Below are 20886 nucleotides of genomic sequence, written 5' to 3' on the forward strand. Positions count from 1 at the left end.
CCTATCGCCGCCGCATGGATTTGAGCGCAATCGTCACCGAAACGTGGAACGAGCTGGCCGATGAGCGGGGAGGAGGAAATCCGGCCCGCTACATCCCGGCCCTCGCGATGGTCGACCCTAAGAAGTTCGGCATAGCGCTTGCGACTCCGGATGGCAGGGTCTTCTGCGCGGGTGATGCGGACGAGGCGTTCTCGATCCAGTCCATATCGAAAGTCTATGCGCTTGCGCTCGCCTTGGAGCGGGAAGGGGCAGCGCTGTGGGATGCTGTCGGGCGCGAGCCATCTGGCAACGCTTTCAATTCCATCGTCCAGTTGGAGCGGGAGAAAGGGGTGCCTCGCAACCCGTTCATCAATTCAGGAGCGATCGTCACTACCGATCGCTTCATCGGTACGCGGACACCGGACGAGGCGGTCTTGGACCTGTTGTCGCGATTACGCCGGATGGCGCGTGACGAGACAATAGCGTTTGATGCAGAGGTGGCGCGTAGCGAGAGCGAAACCGGATCGCGAAACCGCAGCCTGGCCTATTTCTTGGAAGACTTCGGCCGGCTGCGCAATCCCGTCGAAGATGTGCTTTCGGTCTACTTCCGCCAGTGCGCGCTCACGCTTTCTTGTCGGCAATTGGCTGAGGCGTCGCTGTTCCTGGCTTTCGATGGCGCAGACCCGGTTACGGGACAGCGGATGTGCAGTGCGAGCCGCGCGAGGCGGATCAACTCGCTGATGCTTCTCTGTGGCCATTATGACAATTCCGGTCAGTTCGCCTTCGAGGTCGGCTTCCCAGGAAAATCCGGTGTCGGCGGTGGTATCCTGGCGAGTGTTCCGGGACGGGCAGCCATCTCGGTGTGGTCACCAGGCCTGAATCGTGCAGGGACAAGCTTGTTGGGGGCGAAGGCTTTGTCGTCCATCGCGCTCAAGACCGGATGGTCGGTATTCAGCGGACAGCGGCCCGAAGCCTAAAGCGCGCCGAAGGTCCAGCCTTCGGTCCTCGCGATTTCGGGGGTCAGCGCGGCGGGAGACCATCGGCTGCCTTCTGCCGACACCTTGCGGAGCCATGCAGCGGTGAGGAGGGCATCGGTGGCGTGATCATCCAGTTCTTCGGGGCTCGTAATCGGCGGTGACCCCACGGAGACCAAAGCATTGTTCAACGCAGCCAGGTCTCTCATCTTCGCCCGCTCGGGTCTGCGTCCCGCCTCCATCGCAGCGAGGCTGGTGTAAATCTCGACTACGACCGATCCCACAGGTGGTAGGGGGTCGATTGGCCAGACCGGAAGATGTCCGCGCAGGGCATGCAGCATCCGCATTCCGGTAAGGCTAGATTTGCCCACCTGTGCGGCGCCGACGAGGTTGAAATTCGAGTAAGGCTTGCAGCCCATCTCGGCCTGCGCATGCTCGGTCACGCGGAAGCGGCCGCGACCGTGGTTGGCGCCGTCGCAGCCGAAATGCTTCCCAGTGTCGGTGCCGTCGCGAAAGAAGGGGCGCAGCTCTGGGTGGGAGACGAAGCTGTTCGCGCCGAGATTGGGTTCGTCGGCGGCGATCTTGTCTATCATCGCCCATAGCGAGGGCGCGTCGGAAGGGGAGAAGTCGAGGCCGGGGAAGTAGGCGCTGCAGTCGGCGTGGGGCAGGCTGACGCCGAGGTCCAAGCCTATGAGGGTATCCTCGGGCAGGTCATCGCGCAGGACTGCCAGTACCTCTTCGCGTGACCAGCGATGCTGAACCAGGACGGGAGGGCCGCCCGCGGCATCGGCTATCGCCACCGCGATCCCTTTCTGCTTCGGCCCCTTGGCGCCCGACCAGTCGATCGCGAGGAAATGCCGGAAGCGGTCAGTCACGCTCGCGCCTGAGCTTGTCCCAGTAATCGAGCCGTTTCTTGACCTCGCGCTCGAAGCCGCGCTCGACCGGTTCGTAATAGGTCTGCGGCTCCATTTCTTCGGGCCAGTAATTGTCCCCCGAGAAGCCCTCTTCGGCATTGTGATCGTAGGTGTAGCCCGAGCCGTAGCCGATATCCTTCATCAGCTTGGTCGGTGCGTTCAGGATGTTCTGCGGCGGCATCAGGCTGCCGGTTTCCTTCGCGTTCTTGAAGGATGATTTCTGCGCCTTGTAGACCGCGTTGGATTTGGGAGCGGTGGCGAGATAGGTGCAAGCCTGCACCAGCGCCAATTCGCCTTCCGGGCTGCCGAGGAATTCGTAGGCATCCTTGGCCGCCATGCACTGCACCAGCGCCTGCGGATCGGCCATGCCGATATCCTCGACCGCCATGCGGACCAGACGGCGCGAAAGGAAACGCGGCTCTTCACCCGCAGTCAGCATGCGGGCAAGGTAATAGAGGCTCGCCTGGACATCGCTGCCGCGCACAGCCTTGTGAAGCGCGGAGATGAGATTGTAGTGCCCTTCGCGGTCCTTGTCGTAGACCGCCACTCGTCGCTGCAAAAACTTGCCCAGGCCCGCAGGATCGAGTGGTTCGGCGATCTTGGCGTTGTAGAGCGTCTCGGCCTGATTCAGCAGGAACCGCCCGTCACCATCGGCGCTGGCAACCAGCGCGTCGCGGGCCGGAGGGGTGAGGGGCAGGGGGCCTTCCAGCTTCTCTGCCCGATCGAGCAGTTGCCCTAGAGCATCATGATCGAGCCGCTGAAGGATCAGTACCTGCGCCCGGCTCAAGAGTGCCGCGTTGAGCGCGAAACTGGGATTCTCGGTCGTTGCCCCTACCAAAGTGACGGTGCCGCGTTCGACGAAGGGCAGGAAGCCATCCTGCTGCGCGCGATTGAAGCGGTGAATTTCGTCCACGAACAGCAAGGTGCGCTGGCCAGCCTCGGCAGCTTTATCCGCAGCAGCGAAGGCTTTCTTGAGATCCGCGACGCCGCTGAACACGGCGCTGACGCTTTCGAAACGCATGCCCACGCTATCGGCAAGGAGGCGCGCAATCGTGGTTTTTCCGGTGCCAGGGGGGCCCCACAGGATCATGCTGGAGAGACGCCCCGCCGCCACCATTCTTCCGATCGCGCCTTCCGGTCCGGTCAGGTGATCCTGACCAATCACCTCGTCCAGAGTGCGGGGACGCAATCGGTCTGCCAGCGGCGCATCTTCGCGCACCACTTCGGTCGGGGTAGTCTGGGGCAATTCATCGGGAAACAGGTCAGCCATCGCGCCCTACCTAGTGCCTCGGCAGCGAATTGCCATTCCCCCGAGCACTGCTAGCATGGCCCAGGGTCGCCCCGCATACGGAGGGGGAAGTATGGTATACCGGAAAACGCCGTGGCACCTGTCGCTGATCGGCCTGCTGACGCTGCTATGGAATGGCTTCGGGGCTTACGATTACACGATGACCAATCTGCGCGATCAGGCCTATCTCGATACGATGGGCTATCCGCCCGCGGGGATCGCCTATCTCGATGGGTTTCCGATCTGGGCACACTCCGGATGGGCGCTTGGTGTCTGGGGCGCGGTGCTGGGTTCGGTGCTGCTGCTGTTCAGAAGCCGCTTTGCGCTATGGGCCTATGTCGCTTCGATGGTCGGGATCGCCATGACAACGGCGTATGAGGCAGGGGCCGAGATGCCCGCCGAACTGGCCGAAATTCAGCCCGACTGGTTCCCGATTCTGCTCTGGGGCGTCACAATATTCCAGCTCTGGTATGCCTGGCTCATGCGAAAGCGCGGCGTCCTGCGCTAGGCCCGATCACCCGCGCTGGTCGTGCAGCCTGAGATAGGTATCCACGACCGCCTGATTGATCGCGTCCCAGCTATAGGCGCGCGCGGCCTTCTCGCCTGCCGCACCATGGGCGAGGCGCAAAGCATCGTCGGTACAATAGGGCGCCAGCGCTTCGGCGCAGCTTTTGGAGAAAGCATCGGTCGTGCTGGGCGGCACGAGCTGGCCGGTTTCGCCATCGTTCACGAGGCTGGCGGCGCCCGTCGCCCCTGCTGCCACCACGGGCAGCCCGCAGGCCATCGCCTCCAGCGTCACATTGCCGAATGTCTCGGTAATAGAAGGGTTGAAGAAGATATCGCCGCTGGCCAGCGCGCGGCCCAGATCCTTGCCGGTCTGGAAGCCGACGAATGTGCCGCCGGGCAATGCCTTTTCAAACCATCCGCGCGCGGGACCATCACCGATCACCAGAACCTTGTGCGGGATTTGCCGCTTGCGCAGTTCCACGATGGTATCGGCGAAAACGTCGAGACCCTTTTCCATCACCAACCGGCCGAGGAAAACGATAGCGACATCGTCATCGGCGAGGCCATTGTCCCGGCGCCACTGCATGTCGCGCTTCGAAGGATCGAATACGTCGCGATCGACGCCGCGCGACCAGATGGAGATGTCGTCATGCATCCCCTGCGCTTTCAATTCGTCGATCTGGCTCTGGGACGGTGCCACCAATGCGTCGCAGCGGTGATAGAACCGGCGTAGCAAGGCTTCGACGGCGGGCTCCAGGAAGCCGAGGCCGTAATAGCGGGGATAGGTTTCGAACCTAGTGTGTACGCTTGCCAGAATCGGTACGTTGTTTTCGCGGGCCCATTTCACGGCGGCATGGCCGGTTGGATCGGGCGCGGAGACATGGACGAGGTTGGGCCGGAACGCTTCCAGATCCTTGCGCACATCGCTGCCGAGCCCAAGGGTGAGCCGGTATTCGCCGCGGTTCCTGATGGGCATGCGCATATTGGGCACGTTCACGAGATCGCCCGTCGGCGCAAAATCAGGGTTGTCTACCACAGGCGCATAGACGCGTAGCGCCGCGCCCTGCCGCAGGACATAATCGGCCAGCCGATTGAGGGCCTGATTGCAGCCATCGCGGGTATAATTATAGTTTCCGCTGAACAGCGCGATACGAAGGTCTTTGACGTCCATCGGGCGCGACATAGGAAAAGCTGTGTCATTTGGCGAGTGCTAGCGTGTCGCTGCCAAGTATCTATCGCCATGACCGCCCTATCGACTGGCTGGAACGACTACCGCTGTTCAGCGCTTGTGAGAGCGAACCGAAGCTTTCCGGGCGCATACCTATTTCAGATTGACTCCCTGACAAGCAACTTTATTGCCGCCGGTGGGCCACGCGGTCCCAACGCCGCGCGAGCTCTCTGGAAGGAGAGAATACATGACTGCCGAACCGACGCTCAAACCCGAGCGCCCCTTTTTCTCGTCGGGGCCGACCGCCAAACACAAGGGCTGGTCTGCCGCAAATCTCCAAACCGAATCGCTCGGACGCTCGCATCGCAGCGCCCTTGGCAAGTCGCGGCTGAAATATGCCATCGATCTGTCGAAGGAGATGCTCGGCGTGCCCGAGGATTACCTCGTCGGCATCATGCCGGCCTCGGACACCGGCGCGCTGGAATGCGCGATGTGGACGATGCTGCGGCCGGATCGCCCGGCCACTGTTGCCGCATGGGAAAGCTTTGGTAATGTCTGGATCCAGGATGCGGTGAAGCAGCTCAAGCTGCCTAAGCTCACCACGCTGGATGCCGATTATGGCGAAATTCCCGATCTCGCTTCGATCCCGCAGGAAAACGACGTCGTCTTCACCTGGAACGGTACGACCTCGGGCGCGAAGATCCCCAACACCGACTGGCTTGCCGAAGGCCGTGAAGGTGTGACGATCAACGATGCGACCAGTGCCGTCTTCGCGATGGAGATGGACTGGGCCAAGCTCGATGCCACGACCTATAGCTGGCAGAAGGTGATGGGCAGCGAAGCCCAGCACGGCATGCTAATCCTCAGCCCCAAGGCGGTGGAGCGGATCGAGGAATACGATCCCGAATGGCCGCTGCCAAAGCTCTTCCGCCTGAAGAAGGGCGGCAAGATCAACACCGGCATTTTCGAAGGCGCGACGATCAACACGCCTTCTATGCTGGCCACCGAAGATTACATCGAAGCGCTCGAATGGGCGCAGGCGATGGGCGGCCGCAAGGCGATGTTCGAACGCGCCGATGCTAACGCAAAGATCGTGAAAGACTGGATCGAGGCGACCCCGTGGCTGCGCAACATGGTCTCCGACCCTGCCAAGCAGACCAACACCGGCGTGTGTTTTGTCTTTCAGGGTTACTGGTATGATAGCCTGTCCGACGAGGACAAGGCCGGCGTGCCGAAGAAGATCGTCAAGCTGCTCGAAGAACGCGATGTCGGTTATGACTTCAACGGCTATCGCGATGCACCGCCGTCCCTGCGGATCTGGTGTGGCGGTACGGTCGAACAGGAAGACCTTAAGCGTCTCCTGCCCTGGATCGAGTGGGCCTACGAAACCGTCAAGAACGGCTGATCCGGCTGGCGGCCCGCGCATCGGGCCGCCGCTTTCCCCTTTTAGTGCCCGGCAACGCGCCGGGAAAACGACAGGAATATTCCGTCATGAGCAAACCAAAAGTCCTCATCAGCGACAAGATGGACCCCAACGCCGCGAAAGTTTTCGAAGAGCGCGGCTGCGACGTCGATGTCATCACCGGCGAAACGCCCGAAGAACTGAAAGCCCGCATCGGCGAATATGATGGCCTCGCCATCCGTTCCTCGACCAAGGTGACGTCTGAAATTCTTGATGCGGCGACCAATCTCAAGGTTATCGGCCGGGCGGGTATCGGCGTCGACAATGTCGATATTCCCTATGCCAGCGGCAAGGGCGTGGTGGTTATGAACACCCCCTTCGGCAACTCGATCACCACTGCCGAACATGCAATTGCCATGATCATGGCGCTTGCCCGCCAGATCCCGGCCGCCGACCGCCGGACGCAGGCCGGCGAATGGCCCAAGAACGACTTCATGGGTGTCGAAGTCACCGGCAAGACGCTTGGTCTTATCGGGGCAGGCAACATCGGTTCGATCGTGGCCAGCCGCGCCCAGGGGCTCAAGATGAAAGTCATCGCTTTCGATCCTTTCCTGACCGAAGATCGCGCGCTGGAGATCGGGGTGGAGAAGGTCGATCTCGACACGCTGCTGTCGCGTGCCGATTTCATTACGCTGCACACGCCGCTGACCGACGAAACGCGTAATATACTGAGCCGTGAAAATCTCGCCAAGACCAAGAAGGGCGTGCGCATCGTCAATTGTGCGCGCGGCGGACTGATCGATGAGGAAGCCTTGGGTGAAGCATTGGATAGCGGGCAGGTGGCAGGCGCCGCGCTCGACGTGTTCCAGAGCGAACCGGCCAAGGACAGCCCGCTGTTCGGAAAGCCGAACTTCATCTGCACCCCCCACTTGGGCGCAAGCACTACCGAGGCGCAGGTCAATGTGGCGCTGCAGGTGGCCGAACAGCTGGCGGATTACTTGGTCAATGGCGGCGTTACCAATGCGCTCAATATGCCTTCGCTGAGCGCGGAAGAAGCGCCCAAGCTGCGGCCCTACATGAAGCTTGCCGAAAATCTCGGCAGCCTGGTGGGTCAGCTGGCACATGGCAATCTCACCAAGATCAATATCGAGCGTGAAGGTGCCGCGGCAGAGCTTTCGGGCAAGCCGATCGAAGGCGCTGTACTGGCTGGTCTGATGCGCCAGTATTCCGACACGGTGAACATGGTCAACGCCCCCTTCCTCGCGAAGGAACGCGGGCTAGATATCCGGTCGATCCGGCATGAAAAAGAAGGTGCCTACAACACGCTTTTGCGGGTCACCGTAGGGACTGACAGCGGCGATCGTTCGGTTGCCGGTACGCTGTTCGGCTCCGACGCCCCGCGCCTGACCGAAATTTTCGGTGTGCGTATCGAAGCCGAACTCGACGGTCACATGCTCTATATCGTCAACGAAGACGCGCCGGGCTTCATCGGTCGCATCGGTTCGCTTCTGGGCGAAAACGGCATCAATATCGGTACCTTCAACCTCGGCCGCCGCGCTGCTGGCGGGGAAGCGGTGTTGCTGCTCAGCGTCGATCAGAAGATCCCGCAGGATGTCGTTGAGAAGGCCTGTGCGCTGCAGGGCGTGAAGACGGTAATGCCGCTGGAATTCTGATGCGCGATAGGGCAGGGGGCCCGGCAGTATGACACAGCCTGACGACCTCCTGCCTATCGGCCTTGAAGACGCGCTGCCCCCGAAGGCCGCCACGATTACCCGCGCCATGCGTGATGTCCTGCAGGCAATGGACGGTCATGGATACGACCGCGTCCGTCCGCCGCTCATCGAATTCGAACAGTCTCTCGCCGGGCGGATGGAAGGCGTCGCAACCCGTCGGATGGTGCGGTTCACCGACCCGGAAAGCCTGCGCACGCTCGCCTTGCGTGGCGACATGACCGTGCAAGTCGGGCGCATCGCTGCGACCAGCCTTGCTGACGCACCGCGCCCATTGCGGCTGTGCTATGCAGGCGATGTCGCGCTATTGAAGGCGGACCAGCTCGATCCCGTCCGCCAACGCCTGCAACTGGGCGCCGAACTCATCGGAAGCGACAGTGTGGCAGCGGCCATCGAAGCGGTTACCGTGGCGCTAGACGCGCTGGAGGCGGCCGGAGTGACAGGCCTCTCCGTCGATTTTACTATGCCCGATCTCGTCGATACGCTTGCAGAAGAGGCCTTGCCGCTCGCTCCTGAACAGCGCGAGGCTGTCCGCCGCGAACTCGACATGAAGGATGCCGGCGCGCTCAAGGCGGCTGGCGGTGATGCTTATCTGCCGCTCCTTTACGCCACCGGCCCATTCAACGAAGCAGTCGAAAAACTAGCCGTCATCGATGCAGGCGGAGCTCTCGCCACTCGCATCGCGGCCTTGCGTGAAGTAGCCGCCGCGCTTGGCGACCGCGCACGCCTGACGCTGGATCCGTCCGAGCGCCATGGCTTCGAATACCAGAGCTGGTTCGGCTTCACCCTCCACGCCAAAGAAGCGCGCGGCGCTTTGGGTCGCGGCGGTACCTATGCCATCAAGGGCAGCGAAGAGGCGGCCACTGGCTTCTCACTCTATATGGAGCCGCTGCTTGAGGTTCTTGGCAGCGTGCAGGACGAAAAGCGCGCCATGCTTTTTCTGCCGCTTGGCCATGATCGCGCTGCCGCTGCTAGCTTACGGCGAGAGGGCTGGCGAACCTTGGCAGCTATCGGCGAAAGCGACGATGCCAATGCGTTGGGTTGCACCCATATTTTGAGCGATGGTAAGCCTGCATTTATCTAGCCAGCCTGCCACTGGTCGTGCTTCACCATGATGCTGGCAAAAAGATCCGAAGTTACGAAACCCTCGAGCCACTTGGCCACATGGGGTAAATGCTGATCATCGAACCATTCGCGGTCTGCATTGGCGAACTGCCTTACGAACGGAAAGATGGCGATATCGGCAAAGCCGCGTTTGTCGCCTCGTAAATAGCGTGAATTTTCAAGCCGGTTATCGAGTACGCGAAGGTGTTCGACAGCCTCTTTGCCATGCTCTTCCGGGTCCACGTCATCATATCGGGTCGCGTACTTGTAGCGGTCGAGATGGTGCTTGAACGGTCCATCATTGGCCGCGAGCAGTTCGTCGTCCTGTCGATCGAGCCAGCCTTCCGGATCGTTCTGCCTTAGCGCCCAGCGCATGATATCGAGGCTTTCTTCCAGCACATTGCCGGTCTCGGAGACCAGGACCGGCACCGTCCCCTTGGGTGACACTTCGATCATCTCAGGAGGCTTGTCGCGCAACACGACCTCGCGATGTTCGAATTGCGCACCGCTAACCTTAAGCGCCATGCGCGCGCGCATAGCATAGGGGCAGCGCCTGAAGCTGTAGAGGACCGCCTCAGCCATCCTCTTCCCTACGTCCGATATGTTCTGCCCCGCGGGCCGCGGCGATCCTGGCCTGCCGCTGCCGTTCCTCATACCGCGCGCGTTGTTCATCGGTACGCTCGGGATAGCACTGGTGGCAGGACACGCCTTCCACAAAGTGTTCGTGATTCTTATCGGCTTCGCTCAGCGGGCGCCGACAGGCGCGACATAGGCTGTGCGTGCCGACATCGAGCCCGTGTTTGACGCTGACCCGCTCGTCGAAAACGAAGCACTCGCCTTTCCAACGGCTCTCGGCTTCCGGCACTTGCTCGAGATATTTGAGAATACCGCCTTTGAGGTGATACACCTCGTCCAGTCCTTCGTTCTTCACGAACGCGGTGGACTTTTCACAGCGGATGCCCCCGGTGCAGAACATGGCGATCTTTGGTGTACGTCCCTCAGCCTCGAATTCTGCGCGGCGGGCCCTGAACCAGTCCGGAAACTCGCGAAATGATTTGGTTTCGGGATCGATCGCACCTTCGAACGTTCCGATCTGGACCTCGTAATCGTTGCGCGTGTCGATCACGATGGTGTCCGGGTCTGAAATCAAGGCATTCCAGTCTTGGGGATCGACATAGGTGCCGACACCGTCGAGTGGATCCAGATTCGGCTGACCCATCGTGACGATTTCTTTTTTCAGGCGTACCTTCGTGCGATGGAAAGGCATCTCGGTGGCTCGCGATTCCTTCCATTCAAGATCGGCACAGCCTGGAAGGTCCCGAATATAGTCAAGTACCGCATGAATGCCCGCATCGCTGCCAGCCACCGTGCCGTTGATGCCTTCCGAAGCAAGCAACAAGGTACCGCGCACTTCGTTCTGCTCAACACAGGCCAACAGGCCCGGACGCAAGGAGGCAGGATCTTCGAAGCGCGTAAAATGATATAGCGCGGCGATACAGATGGGGGGCTGGTCGGTCACAAGCGCGCCTCTAGCAGGCTGACCCATAGGCGATCAATCGCTCACCACGTCGCCACACGCGACAGTCGAGAGGTTGGATGCGGCGAAACCGAGAGCAAAAACACGAAAGGCGGCTCCTTGCAGAGCCGCCTCAGCGCGAGAACCGTATAATACGGTAATATCAGTTAAGTTCGGCAGGGTGGGGCCCCATCCGGCCATCGGGATCGTCAAGCGCATCGATCTTAGACATCTGTGCATCGGTCAGCTTGAAAGACAGTGCCTTGAAATTCGCCTCGATATGATCGCGGCTGGTGGCCTTGGGGATGGGGCACAAACCATGCTGCAGGTGCCAACTCAGGATTACGGCGCTAGCCGGCTGGCCTGTTTCTTCAGCGATGGCTTCAATCGTGTCGTTCGAAAGGCCTTCGCCCTGGCCGAGCGGTGACCAGCTTTGAGTTACGATGCCAAGTTCTTCGTGGACCTTGCGCAGGTCACGTTGCTGGAATGTCGGGTGCAGCTCGATCTGGTTCAACGCGGGGGTTACACCGGTCTCGCCGATGATGCGGCGCAAATCTTCCTCGCGAAAGTTGGATACGCCGATCGACTTGGCTTTGCCTTCATCACGCAGTTCGATGAATGCTTTCCAGGTATCCACGAACTGGTCCTTGTCGGGGCATGGCCAGTGGATCAGCAACATGTCGACATGTTCGCGCCCCAAGCGTTCAAGGCATTTATCCGCGGCACGTTTCGCGCGATCATAGCCTTGGCTTTCGTTCCAGACCTTGGTCTGCAGAAAAATGTCCGACCAGTCTCCGACGCCTTTACCGACGCCCTTTTCGTTTTCATAAACTGCGGCTGTATCGACCAGCCAGTAACCGACATCGATTGCGGTCGAGACTGACTTTGGCGCCTCTTCTTCTGAGAGCTTGTAGGTGCCGAACCCAAGTTGCGGGATCTGGCGGCCGTCGTTCAGGTCGAGGGTGGGATAGTCTGTCATAATAACTCCTTTGCCCGATCAATGGAGAAGGGGCCTGAAGTTTCCGAAGACAGTTTCCGCTCGTGCCGGATTTGCGCCGACCGGTGCGCAGATCATCACGTAGTTTGCATAAACCCGAGATCAGGAGCGGCAAAACGGCCAATGTTGGGAGCGACCGATGGCATTTCGCTGGCGCTGACGCCGAACCATTTGGCCAGCGTGGCGGAATATTCGTCCACCGAGGTGCTGGGCAGGAGGCGACCCTGTTTCACCTGATCATCGCTGTTAACCGAGACGTGCGGAGCCGTTCCGTAAAACCGCCCGCCGTTGACTGCGCCGCCGATGATGAAATGGTGGCTGCCCCACCCATGGTCGGATCCGTCGCCATTCGAGGTCAGAGTACGCCCGAAATCGGATGCGGTGAAAGTCGTGACTTTGTCCGCCACGCCTAACTCTGCTGTGGCCTGATAGAACGAATTCAGCGCGCTATCGAGTGCGGCGAGCAGGCCGGGATGCTTCCCCGGGAGCCCGTCGTGTGTGTCGAAACCACCCATCGACACCATGAAGACCTGCCTTTTCACGCCCAGTGAGCCGCGCCCTCCAATCAGCCGGGCTACAAGTTCCAGTTGCCGGGCAAGCGAATTGCCTGAGTCGAATTGGGTAGTAAGGTCGACGCTGCCCAGAGCATTGTTGACGAATTCCCCGTATTGAAGCGATCGCGCGGTCATATGGGCATAGTCGTTTGCCAGCACGCTGCCATTGTGTTGCCCCAGGATCGTCTGCAACGCTGCTCCGGCTGCGCGCGAGCCTAGGAGGGAGCCACCATATCCGGATATCTTGATCGCACCTGATCCATTGACCTGATAAGGGGCGAAGTTCTCTCCCGACAGAAAAACGGTATTTCCCGATGCATTGATGCCGGTGAACATCGCGTTAGTGTTGTGCGATTGTGCAAGGTCGGCCATTCGGCCGCCCCAGCCGCTTCGTGCGCCCTCGGGAAGGCTGGATTGCCAGGTCGACTGCTGGTCGTTGTGAGAGAAAAGCTTCGCCGGACGTGGATAGCGCACGTGATTGCTGTTTTCATACTCCGCTCGGGTCAGTGGGGCAATCAGAGGGCCTACGTTGAGCAAGGGTGCAATATGCCCGGCATCGAAGCGCGCCTTGAGGTGTGGCATGGTCGGGGCAACAGCGTAGATCAGATCGTCGGTCAGTTGCTGATCGTCTGGCGGCGCAAGTACCGTCGCCGTCAGGTCGGACCGGGTCAGGCCTACTCCCGTGCCATCCGAAGCGAGGCCGCGGATTTCGCGATATCGAGCATAATTGGTCGGATCGAACGGGATAATGGTGTTGTTGTGGTCGTTGCCGCCAAGAAGGAAGACACACACCAGCGCCTTGTAGCCGTCACTCGCATCGAAGGCAGCCGCTTCGCCGATGCCCGCCAGCCCCAGCGCGTAACTGGATGCCGCACCCAGGGATGCTAGCTGGGCCGACCGACGCAAAAAGGCGCGACGCGAGACTTCGGGCAGATTTCCGATTAACATTCCCGTCTCCTCAGCGCTGGATCAGATAATCGTAGGACGCCATGACGAGCATCACGGCGATATAAATCAAATTGAGCTTGTCCTGCTTGGGGCTCGCCTCGGTCACGGCCATTCCCTCGATAACCGCCAGGATTTCGCTGCGCGTTGCCTCCATGAGTTGCTGGCCAGTCAGGAGCAGATCGAGCCGGTCGAGCAGGGCCGCCGGATCGTGCGCAATGGCGATTTCAGCAGAATAGACAGGTTTCACATCGTTCGATCGCGACCCTTTGCCGCGGATCACTTGCTGCATGAAGTTGAGATAGCTGGCGACCGTCGTCTCGTTCACGAGCTGGAATTCGGGGGCCACCATCCCGTTCGCCGAAGCTTGCGAATTGGTTGGAAAATATCCGGGGCGAAAGAAATTGAACACCGAGGGGGAGCGCAGCGGCGACTGGGCAAGACCGTTAGAACTGGAATCGGTATTGCCGATGTCCCAGTTGCCGCTGGCAGACTCCACTCCGACAGTTCGTGCCCACTGGATGTAACGCAGCATCGGTTCGCGCAACTTGCCGAAACGGGGATCGGACAGACCATTGTCCGACAAAGCCTCATCATCCAGCAGGATAGCCTTGAAGACGGCGCGAAGATTGCCGCGCTTGCCCGTCCCGTCGTCATTGAAAGTGCGCGCCACCCGCTCGACGTAAGCCGGACTGGGATTGCTCGTCACCAACCGCTGGATCATCTGTTTGCCGAAGAACGGCCCGACATTGGGGTGATTGAATAGCGCATCCAGAGCGATCGCCAAGCTCTCGGTTGCGCCCGTTCCAGCTGGAATGGTCGTCCCGAGAAAGGACTTCTCCTCCGGCGAATGGTAGCTTTCGCTGCGCGGATAGCGCCATTTGCTGGCGTCGGCAGTCATCCGCCGTGTGGCAACATCCGGCTCCGGTATTTGCCAATTTGCTCCCGTCGGATTGGGATGCAGCGTCGTTTCGGAAAAATCGAGATCGTATCCCGTGAAGACCTTGGCGATGCCTGTTACATCATCATTGTCGTAGGTTTCGATCGGTCTGCCAGAACTATCGAGTTGCTCTGTGCCGTCCTGGTTGAGGGCATAGAGGCCGATCGAGAACAACTGCATGACCTCGCGCCCGAAATTCTCATCCGGCACCCGGCCGGTCCGGGCGTCCGCCTTCTTGTTACCCCGCGTATTAAGGTAGACACCCATCGCAGGGTTGAGAGCGATATCCTCCAGCAAAACGCGGAAATTGCCGAATGCCCGTTCGTTCAGCGCATCCCAATAAGCGCCCATTCCCTGACTGCGCCAGATGAGACTGTCGACGGAATTGAGCGAGACAACGAAGAATTCCGATAGTGCGAGAGCGATGCGTTTGCGCACCCCGTTGCCACCATCCATCAGCTGTGCCCAAATCATCGAATTAGCGGGCTGGGTGCGCGAATAATGATTGTTTTCGTCGATGCGATTGAAGCCGCGAGAAGCGAAGAATTCCGCTGCCGTCTGGGAATTAGGCGCATTCATCTGGCTGGACAGCCATGCCTCGTAACCGTTCTGCCGGAGATTGGAGATGTCCTGCGGAGATACCGAAAGCGATGCGTGCAGGGCGAAGCGTGCTGCCTGGGCATCAGTCTGGGGCTTGAGGACTTCGATCGGCGGCACACCCGCATTGCCGCCTCCAGGCGATGAGCCTTCAGTTCCTCCGCCGCCGCAAGCAGCAAGCCCCGCAGCCAGTGTCCCAATGGCGGCTGATTTGCCTACGATCTCGCTAGTTCGGTTTGCACTTTCATGACGGGCGCCAACTTCCTCATCCGCGTCCAAGTCGGGCGCGCCCGTCATCGCCCAATCGCGCGTGATAGTGTCGACCATCGTTTTCCCGTCTATCTGCAGTGCCGATCCCTGGCACCGGATCCATTGCTGACTTAGAAATCAGCCAGTGGAATTTTTATAACGGAACCTATTTAACGCAAGAGTAACCAAACGTTTGTGTCAAACAGTTGTTGGTGATTGATTGTGATGGATAAGTGTAACTTAATTACTTTGCAGTCGCCATTGATTGTGTTGCTTTAAATATTTTCGAGCTGGTTATCATTCGTCCGGTACCGCCTGACGGATAGCCCAAGGCTTGCCCTCAAAGAAGCGCTCCCCTAATCGCCGCCCGCTGCGCGGAATCGGAGCGGGGCGCACTCAGCAGGAAGGAAATTTCGTGGCCAATGTAACGGTGATCGGTGCCCAATGGGGCGATGAGGGCAAAGGCAAGATCGTCGACTGGCTGGCGAGCCGCGCCGATGCTGTGGTCCGATTCCAAGGTGGCCACAACGCCGGACACACGCTGGTCATCGATGGAACGACATACAAACTGTCGCTTCTTCCGTCGGGCATCGTGTCGGGAACGCTGTCGATCATCGGTAACGGGGTGGTGCTCGACCCTTGGGCGCTCAAGGCGGAAGTCGAGAAACTCGAGGGTCAGGGTGTGAAGATCAACGCCGATAACCTTGCGCTGGCCGATAACTGCCCGCTCATCTTGCCGATCCACCGCGACTTGGACGGTTTGCGCGAAGCCGCTGCCGGTTCGGGAAAGATCGGTACTACCGGGCGCGGGATTGGTCCCGCCTATGAAGATAAGGTCGGTCGGCGTGCGATACGGGTATGCGACCTTGCACACCTCGACGATCTGGAGCCGCAGCTAGACCGACTTTGCGCCCACCACGATGCGCTGCGTGCGGGTTTCGACCAACCGCCTGTCGACCGCGAGGCTCTGCTGAAGGAACTACGCGAGATCGCTGATTTCGTACTTCAGTATGCTCAGCCGGTTTGGAAGCGTTTGAAGAAAGTGCGCAAGGCCGGTGCCAAGATCCTGTTCGAAGGTGCACAGGGCGTCCTGCTGGACATCGACCATGGCACCTATCCCTTCGTCACCAGCTCCAATACCGTCAGCGGAACGGCCGCTGCCGGTAGCGGGCTCGGTCCGAACTCCACCGGTTATGTGCTTGGCATTGTGAAGGCATATACGACCCGCGTCGGCTCCGGCCCCTTTCCAACCGAGTTGGAAGACGAGATCGGCCAACGTTTGGGCGAGCGTGGGCATGAATTCGGTACCGTAACCGGTCGTCAGCGCCGCGTAGGCTGGTTCGATGCAGTGATCGTGCGCCAGAGCTGCTCGATCAGCGGCGTGACGGGAATCGCGCTGACCAAGATCGATGTGCTGGATGGTTTGGATGAAGTGAAGATCTGCACGGGATATCGTCTGCGCGGGCAGGTTTACGACTATTTCCCCAGCCATGCCGCCGATCAGGCCGCCGTCGAACCGATCTACGAAACGATGGAAGGCTGGAAAGATTCGACTGCCGGTGCGCGCAGTTACGCAGACCTGCCAGCCAACGCTGTGAAATACATCCAGCGTATTCAGGAACTGATCGAAACGCCTGTCTCGCTGGTATCCACCAGTCCGGAGCGAGACGATACGATCCTGATGCGGGATCCCTTCATGGATTGATCTTGCCGCCCGCAAAGGCGGGGGTTAGGCACGCACCATGACTGATACCACAAAGATGTCGGGCCGCCCGGTAATCTCGGCTACCGGGCTGTTTACGCCGGAAGACAGCATCTCGAATGAAGAGCTGGTCGCCAGCTTCAACGAATATGTCCGCCGCCATAACGAGACGAATGCCGCCGCAATAGAATCTGGCCAGCTGGATGCGCTGACGGAAAGCTCCGTCGAATTCATCGAGAAGGCCAGCGGCATCAAGGCCCGGCACGTCATGGCGAAAGAGCCGGTACTTGATCCGGATGTCATGGCACCGCGGTGGCCGCAGCGTTCCAACGATGAATTGTCTTTGCTCGCGGAGATCGGGGTTAAGGCTGCACGTCAGGCGCTGGAAAACGCGGGTCGCAAGGTCGAAGATGTCGATGCGGTGCTGTGCGCTGCGTCGAACATGGAGCGCCCCTATCCAGCGATGGCAATCGAGATCCAGCAGGAACTGGGTATCGATGGCTTTGGCTTCGACATGAATGTGGCATGCTCTTCGGCCACCTTCGGTATTCAGACGGCGGCCGATTACATTCGGTCGGGTAACGCGAAAAGTGTCCTCGTCGTCAGCCCTGAAATAACCAGCGGCCATCTTAACTGGCGCGACCGCGACAGCCATTTCATCTTCGGCGACGTCGCTACCGCTGTGCTGGTTGAGGATGCCGCTCTCGCGCCGGCTCAGCACTGGGATATTGTGGGGACCAAGCTCAAGACTGTGTTCTCCAACAACATTCGTAACAATTTCGGTTTCTTGAACCGAGCTTATCCGGAGGATGCGGAAGGGCCGGATAAGCTTTTCGTCCAGGAAGGGCGCAAGGTTTTCAAGGAAGTCGTTCCCATGGTCGCCAAGATGATCGTGGATGAGGCTGAACGGCTGGATATCGATCCGCAAGGCCTTCGTCGGCTGTGGTTGCATCAGGCAAATGCCGGAATGAACCGCCTTATCGCTCAGCGTGTCCTTGGGCACGAAGCCAATGAGGACGAAAGCCCTACCGTCCTCGACACGTACGGCAATACATCAAGCGCCGGCTCGATAATCGCTTTCCATTTGCATAATGGTGACTTGGAGGCCGGAGATACGGGCCTGATCTGTAGCTTTGGTGCTGGCTATTCAGCCGGAACGGTATTCGTTCGCAAGGCGGGCTGACGCCACGGGGCAGGGATGCGGTCCCAGGCGCGGAAAACTATGGGCACGGTTCGCCAGATGCCGTAAATCGCCACCAGTGATACGAGACCGTCCAGCGCATAGTGGTAGGCGAGGTGGACCGAGCCAAGCCAGATCAGCACCATGAACCAGAAGAAGAATCGCCCCGCCTTTGGCGAAATTTCGCGGGCAGCGAGCCAGTAGAGAACCGAAACCGCGACATGCATGGAGGGCATCGCGGTAATGCCGCTACCAATGCTCCGCTCCTCGTCGTGAAAGCGTTCGATCAGCATGTCCTGAACGCCTATTGTCATCACGCGGACCTGCTCGTTGGCCGCGCGCAGATAATCCATTTGATCGGTAAACGTATCAATACCCAGCAGCGGTTCGGCGAAGGCAGGGCCTACCGATGCAAGGCACGTAGCCAGAAAACCACCGACCACCGACCATGCGAGAGCATAGCTGAGAAAAAAACGGCGACGCAGGTCGTTGGAGATCGAGGGGAGCAGCGCCATCACGATGACGCCCGGGTAAAGGAACACGACCCACACGTGGTAGGCGAAAGCCATCGCAGCCGTGATCGCCGGGTATCCGAGGACGGGCTGCAAGACCTGCCACGGGTCGGTGCCGAAGAAGATCGCCCTGTCCCAGGCGATAAATGTGGGGTCCCAGCTATAGTCGGTGAACATCGGGATCATCGACTTCATGCTCGAAAACAGCGGGATCATCGTGGCGCAAAGCGCGATTGCCGGGAGGCTGGCGACCAGTAGAAGCAGCGAAGTCTTCGAAAAATAGCGCTGGCGGGCCCATGACAGCGGTCTGGCAGGCCGATCGCGGAACAGACGCCAGCAGATGTCGACGAAGAAGTAGATTATGCCGCAGGTATAGAAAAGCGTGAAGCTGAACAGCGACTGATCGATATCGTAATCGACCCCATACGTTGACCATATCAACAAGCACACAAGGCTGCATACAAGGCCGAAGAGATAGACCGGGATTTCTCCCCACCACCGGCGGGCGATGTCGTTCAGCACGTTCATAACCGTGCGTTTACCATGTGCTGGTGAAGAAATTGCTAAGGGAACGGTGTTTCGCCGTGTCGCTTGTCGCACAGCCGTTTGCCGCCTAGGGGAGCGGATATGGCGACCGACCTTCAGGACAACAAAGGCCGTGGTGATCTTCACTCCGGCGTGCCGCGCATCCATCCCGAAGGACGCAAGTTCGGCCTCGCTACACTGGCCCTTTCTCTGCTGTGCGCCTGGTTTGCTTGGGAAACGATTGCCTGGCCGCTAGCCTTTCTGAGTATTGCGGTCTTTGCGTTCTTCCGCGACCCCGAGCGCGTCGTTCCGCAGGACGATCGGTTCATCGTTTCGCCGGCCGATGGGACGGTGGTTCAGATCGTGGAAGTAGAGCCACCGCATGAACTTATGGTCGAAGACGGCAGCGGAGAGACAGGCTTGGCTCCCGGGGCAGTAACGCGGGTGTCCATCTACCTCTCGCCATTCGATGTGCATATAAACCGGACACCCATCGGGGGGATCGTCAGGCGGCTGGTATATGTCCCCGGCAAATTTCTGAATGCTGATCTCGACAAGGCGAGCGAAGATAATGAGCGCCAGCATATCCTTATCGAGCGATCGGACGGGGTGAAGGTCGCTTTCACGCAGATCGCCGGCATCGTGGCGCGGCGGATCGTTTCTTTCGTGAAACCCGGCGACATGCTGGGCGTTGGCCAAAGGGTGGGGCTGATCCGTTTCGGTAGCCGTGTCGATGTCTATTTGCCGCAGGGCACTGGATCTTACGTAATGCTCGGCCAGAAGGTCGTGGCAGGCGAAACCGTTATCGCCGCCGTGGGCAGCCAGCCTCTGCTTGAAGGAGTTTCACAATGAGCCTGCTGTCCGACCCTACGCGTCGCAACGCGCCCGAAGAAAATGCGCGTCTCGGCCCCAAGGCGGCTGAAGACGAAGTGCCCGTCATGGGTCGGTCGCGCGGGCTTTCGCTTCGCGCGATGGCACCCAATGCGATTACCGCCGCGGCGCTATGCTCGGGCCTGACGGGAATACGCTTCGCGATTTCGGAACAATGGGCAGCGGCTGCCGTGGCGATCATAGTTGCCGGCATCCTAGATGGAATGGACGGGCGCATTGCACGTTTGTTGAAAGCTCAATCGCGGTTCGGCGCCGAACTGGACAGTCTGGCCGATTCGCTCAGCTTCGGTACGGCTCCTGCCATCATTATCTATCTGTGGTCGCTTTCGTCCGAGCCTCGCTGGGGTTGGTTTGCCGCACTGGCGCTAGCGATCTGCTGCGCCCTTCGCCTCGCACGCTTCAACGCCCAGATCGATGTCGAAGAACAGCCGCATAAATCGCTTGGCTTTCTTACAGGCGTCCCTGCGCCCATGGGCGCCGGACTTGCCTTCATGCCGTTTTATCTCTGGATGGCGACCGGGCTGGATGTTTTCCGTTCGCCGATCTTCGTCGGCCCCTGGCTGCTGGCAACTGCCCTGCTGATGATTTCCAGCATGGCGACGCCTAGCTGGACGTCCCTGCGCCCCAGGCGCGGCATACGCCTGTGGTTGCTGGCGTTTGTAGGACTGCTGTTTGCCGCATTGCTGGTTGAACCTTGGTGGACTCTCAGCGTCATCGGTATCGGCTATCTGGCACTGCTTCCCTTCACCCTGATGCGTTATTCGAAGATCAGGCGGCGCGCCGTGTCACCTGCCCAATAACGGGGTAGGGGCGGGCCTGCCGCCCGAAGCCGTTTGCACCGCCGGTCATCACAGCCGGGCGCTGCCCCATGCCCGCGCCTGCATATCCTTGCTTCATCCGGTGGCGCAGAAGTTTGAAAGCTGAGCACCAGCGTAGTCCGGTATCCGCGAGAACGAAAGCTGTCGCCACAGTAGCCAGGGCGAACAAGGTGATGAGAAGACCAGAAACCATATCAAATATCTCCTTCCCGCATGCCTGTGCACAAGGCTGTTGACAGGCGGGGTAACTTGTGGGGAAAACCCCCAAATCCAGCCGCTCGTTCCGGCGATAAGGGCAATGTTCTCTTTTTGTTCCCCTCTGTCAAGGGAATTCGACGCTGGCTGTTCCTTTTTTGCGTTCAAATGAGTCTGGATTTCTCGGCGATAGGTCGCT

General features: G+C 59.8%; 19 protein-coding genes. 9 read left to right on the plus strand and 10 right to left on the minus strand.

Translation table 11 applies throughout. The features are described 5' to 3' along the window. Positions 1-14: 14 nt before the first annotated feature. Positions 15-956, plus strand: coding sequence for a glutaminase (locus tag ACYQ0G_RS00840; protein ID WP_460098329.1), 942 nt, complete (start codon positions 15-17; stop codon positions 954-956). Here ACYQ0G_RS00840 and ACYQ0G_RS00845 read toward each other — a convergent pair. Further along, a complete protein-coding gene (locus ACYQ0G_RS00845) occupies positions 953-1828 on the minus strand; it encodes a hypothetical protein (RefSeq protein WP_460098331.1) in 876 nt (291 codons plus the stop codon). The genes ACYQ0G_RS00840 and ACYQ0G_RS00845 overlap by 4 nt on opposite strands. After that, positions 1821-3137 carry a replication-associated recombination protein A gene (locus ACYQ0G_RS00850; protein WP_460098332.1) on the minus strand — a complete coding sequence of 439 codons (1317 nt, stop codon included), beginning with the start codon at positions 3135-3137 and terminating at the stop codon, positions 1821-1823. The genes ACYQ0G_RS00845 and ACYQ0G_RS00850 overlap by 8 nt, the downstream gene beginning before the upstream one ends. A 91-nt stretch (positions 3138-3228) precedes the next feature. Here ACYQ0G_RS00850 and ACYQ0G_RS00855 point away from each other — a divergent pair, with 91 nt between their 5' ends. After that, positions 3229-3663: a hypothetical protein gene (locus ACYQ0G_RS00855; RefSeq protein WP_460098334.1), complete on the plus strand. Its 435-nt coding sequence runs from the start codon at positions 3229-3231 to the stop codon at positions 3661-3663. A gap of 6 nt (positions 3664-3669) precedes the next feature. Here ACYQ0G_RS00855 and ACYQ0G_RS00860 read toward each other — a convergent pair whose 3' ends face one another. Continuing rightward, entirely contained in the window at positions 3670-4833 is a 1164-nt protein-coding gene (locus ACYQ0G_RS00860; protein ID WP_460100569.1) for a glycosyltransferase family 4 protein, read from the minus strand. A 244-nt stretch (positions 4834-5077) separates the two neighbouring features. Here ACYQ0G_RS00860 and ACYQ0G_RS00865 point away from each other — a divergent pair, with 244 nt between their 5' ends. From ACYQ0G_RS00865 to ACYQ0G_RS00875, 3 genes are all read left to right on the plus strand, one after another. Continuing rightward, complete coding sequence (locus tag ACYQ0G_RS00865) at positions 5078-6235, plus strand: phosphoserine transaminase (protein ID WP_460098335.1); 1158 nt, start codon at positions 5078-5080, stop codon at positions 6233-6235. 86 nt (positions 6236-6321) lie between these two features. Beyond that, positions 6322-7905 (plus strand): phosphoglycerate dehydrogenase, encoded by a 1584-nt coding sequence (serA, locus tag ACYQ0G_RS00870; protein WP_460098337.1) that lies wholly within the window; start codon positions 6322-6324, stop codon positions 7903-7905. A gap of 28 nt (positions 7906-7933) precedes the next feature. Beyond that, complete coding sequence (locus ACYQ0G_RS00875) at positions 7934-9046, plus strand: ATP phosphoribosyltransferase regulatory subunit (protein ID WP_460098338.1); 1113 nt, start codon at positions 7934-7936, stop codon at positions 9044-9046. On the opposite strand, the gene ACYQ0G_RS00880 is transcribed toward ACYQ0G_RS00875, so the two are convergent. The 5 genes from ACYQ0G_RS00880 to ACYQ0G_RS00900 form a co-directional block, all read right to left on the minus strand. Then, entirely contained in the window at positions 9043-9648 is a 606-nt protein-coding gene (locus ACYQ0G_RS00880) for a glutathione S-transferase (RefSeq protein WP_460098340.1), read from the minus strand. The genes ACYQ0G_RS00875 and ACYQ0G_RS00880 overlap by 4 nt on opposite strands. Beyond that, entirely contained in the window at positions 9641-10585 is a 945-nt protein-coding gene (trhO, locus tag ACYQ0G_RS00885; RefSeq protein WP_460098341.1) for an oxygen-dependent tRNA uridine(34) hydroxylase TrhO, read from the minus strand. The genes ACYQ0G_RS00880 and trhO overlap by 8 nt, the downstream gene beginning before the upstream one ends. Positions 10586-10745: 160 nt before the next feature. Further along, positions 10746-11561: an aldo/keto reductase gene (locus tag ACYQ0G_RS00890; protein WP_460098343.1), complete on the minus strand. Its 816-nt coding sequence runs from the start codon at positions 11559-11561 to the stop codon at positions 10746-10748. A gap of 95 nt (positions 11562-11656) precedes the next feature. Beyond that, positions 11657-13081, minus strand: a complete 1425-nt coding sequence (locus ACYQ0G_RS00895) for a DUF1501 domain-containing protein (RefSeq protein ID WP_460098345.1) — start codon at positions 13079-13081, stop codon at positions 11657-11659. A gap of 10 nt (positions 13082-13091) precedes the next feature. Next, the gene (locus tag ACYQ0G_RS00900) at positions 13092-14942 is read right to left on the minus strand and encodes a DUF1800 domain-containing protein (protein WP_460098346.1); all 1851 of its coding nucleotides are present in this window, start codon (positions 14940-14942) and stop codon (positions 13092-13094) included. Between the two features lie 337 nt (positions 14943-15279). Here ACYQ0G_RS00900 and ACYQ0G_RS00905 point away from each other — a divergent pair, with 337 nt between their 5' ends. Together ACYQ0G_RS00905 and ACYQ0G_RS00910 are read left to right on the plus strand one after the other, a co-directional pair. Next, a complete protein-coding gene (locus ACYQ0G_RS00905; protein WP_460098348.1) occupies positions 15280-16569 on the plus strand; it encodes an adenylosuccinate synthase in 1290 nt (429 codons plus the stop codon). Between the two features lie 37 nt (positions 16570-16606). Then, on the plus strand, positions 16607-17749 hold the full coding sequence (locus ACYQ0G_RS00910) for a beta-ketoacyl-ACP synthase III (protein ID WP_460098349.1): 1143 nt from the start codon (positions 16607-16609) through the stop codon (positions 17747-17749). On the opposite strand, the gene ACYQ0G_RS00915 is transcribed toward ACYQ0G_RS00910, so the two are convergent. Next, entirely contained in the window at positions 17710-18786 is a 1077-nt protein-coding gene (locus ACYQ0G_RS00915; RefSeq protein ID WP_460098350.1) for a phosphatase PAP2 family protein, read from the minus strand. The genes ACYQ0G_RS00910 and ACYQ0G_RS00915 overlap by 40 nt on opposite strands. Positions 18787-18885: 99 nt before the next feature. Here ACYQ0G_RS00915 and ACYQ0G_RS00920 point away from each other — a divergent pair, with 99 nt between their 5' ends. Together ACYQ0G_RS00920 and ACYQ0G_RS00925 are read left to right on the plus strand one after the other, a co-directional pair. Next, positions 18886-19635, plus strand: coding sequence for a phosphatidylserine decarboxylase (locus tag ACYQ0G_RS00920; RefSeq protein ID WP_460098352.1), 750 nt, complete (start codon positions 18886-18888; stop codon positions 19633-19635). Then, positions 19632-20474 (plus strand): CDP-alcohol phosphatidyltransferase family protein, encoded by an 843-nt coding sequence (locus ACYQ0G_RS00925; RefSeq protein WP_460098354.1) that lies wholly within the window; start codon positions 19632-19634, stop codon positions 20472-20474. Before ACYQ0G_RS00920 ends, ACYQ0G_RS00925 begins: the two co-directional genes overlap by 4 nt. Here ACYQ0G_RS00925 and ACYQ0G_RS00930 read toward each other — a convergent pair. Beyond that, the gene (locus ACYQ0G_RS00930) at positions 20443-20685 is read right to left on the minus strand and encodes a hypothetical protein (protein ID WP_460098355.1); all 243 of its coding nucleotides are present in this window, start codon (positions 20683-20685) and stop codon (positions 20443-20445) included. The genes ACYQ0G_RS00925 and ACYQ0G_RS00930 overlap by 32 nt on opposite strands. Positions 20686-20886 lie beyond the last annotated feature (201 nt).

Source organism: Qipengyuania triglochinis, assembly GCF_054655615.1.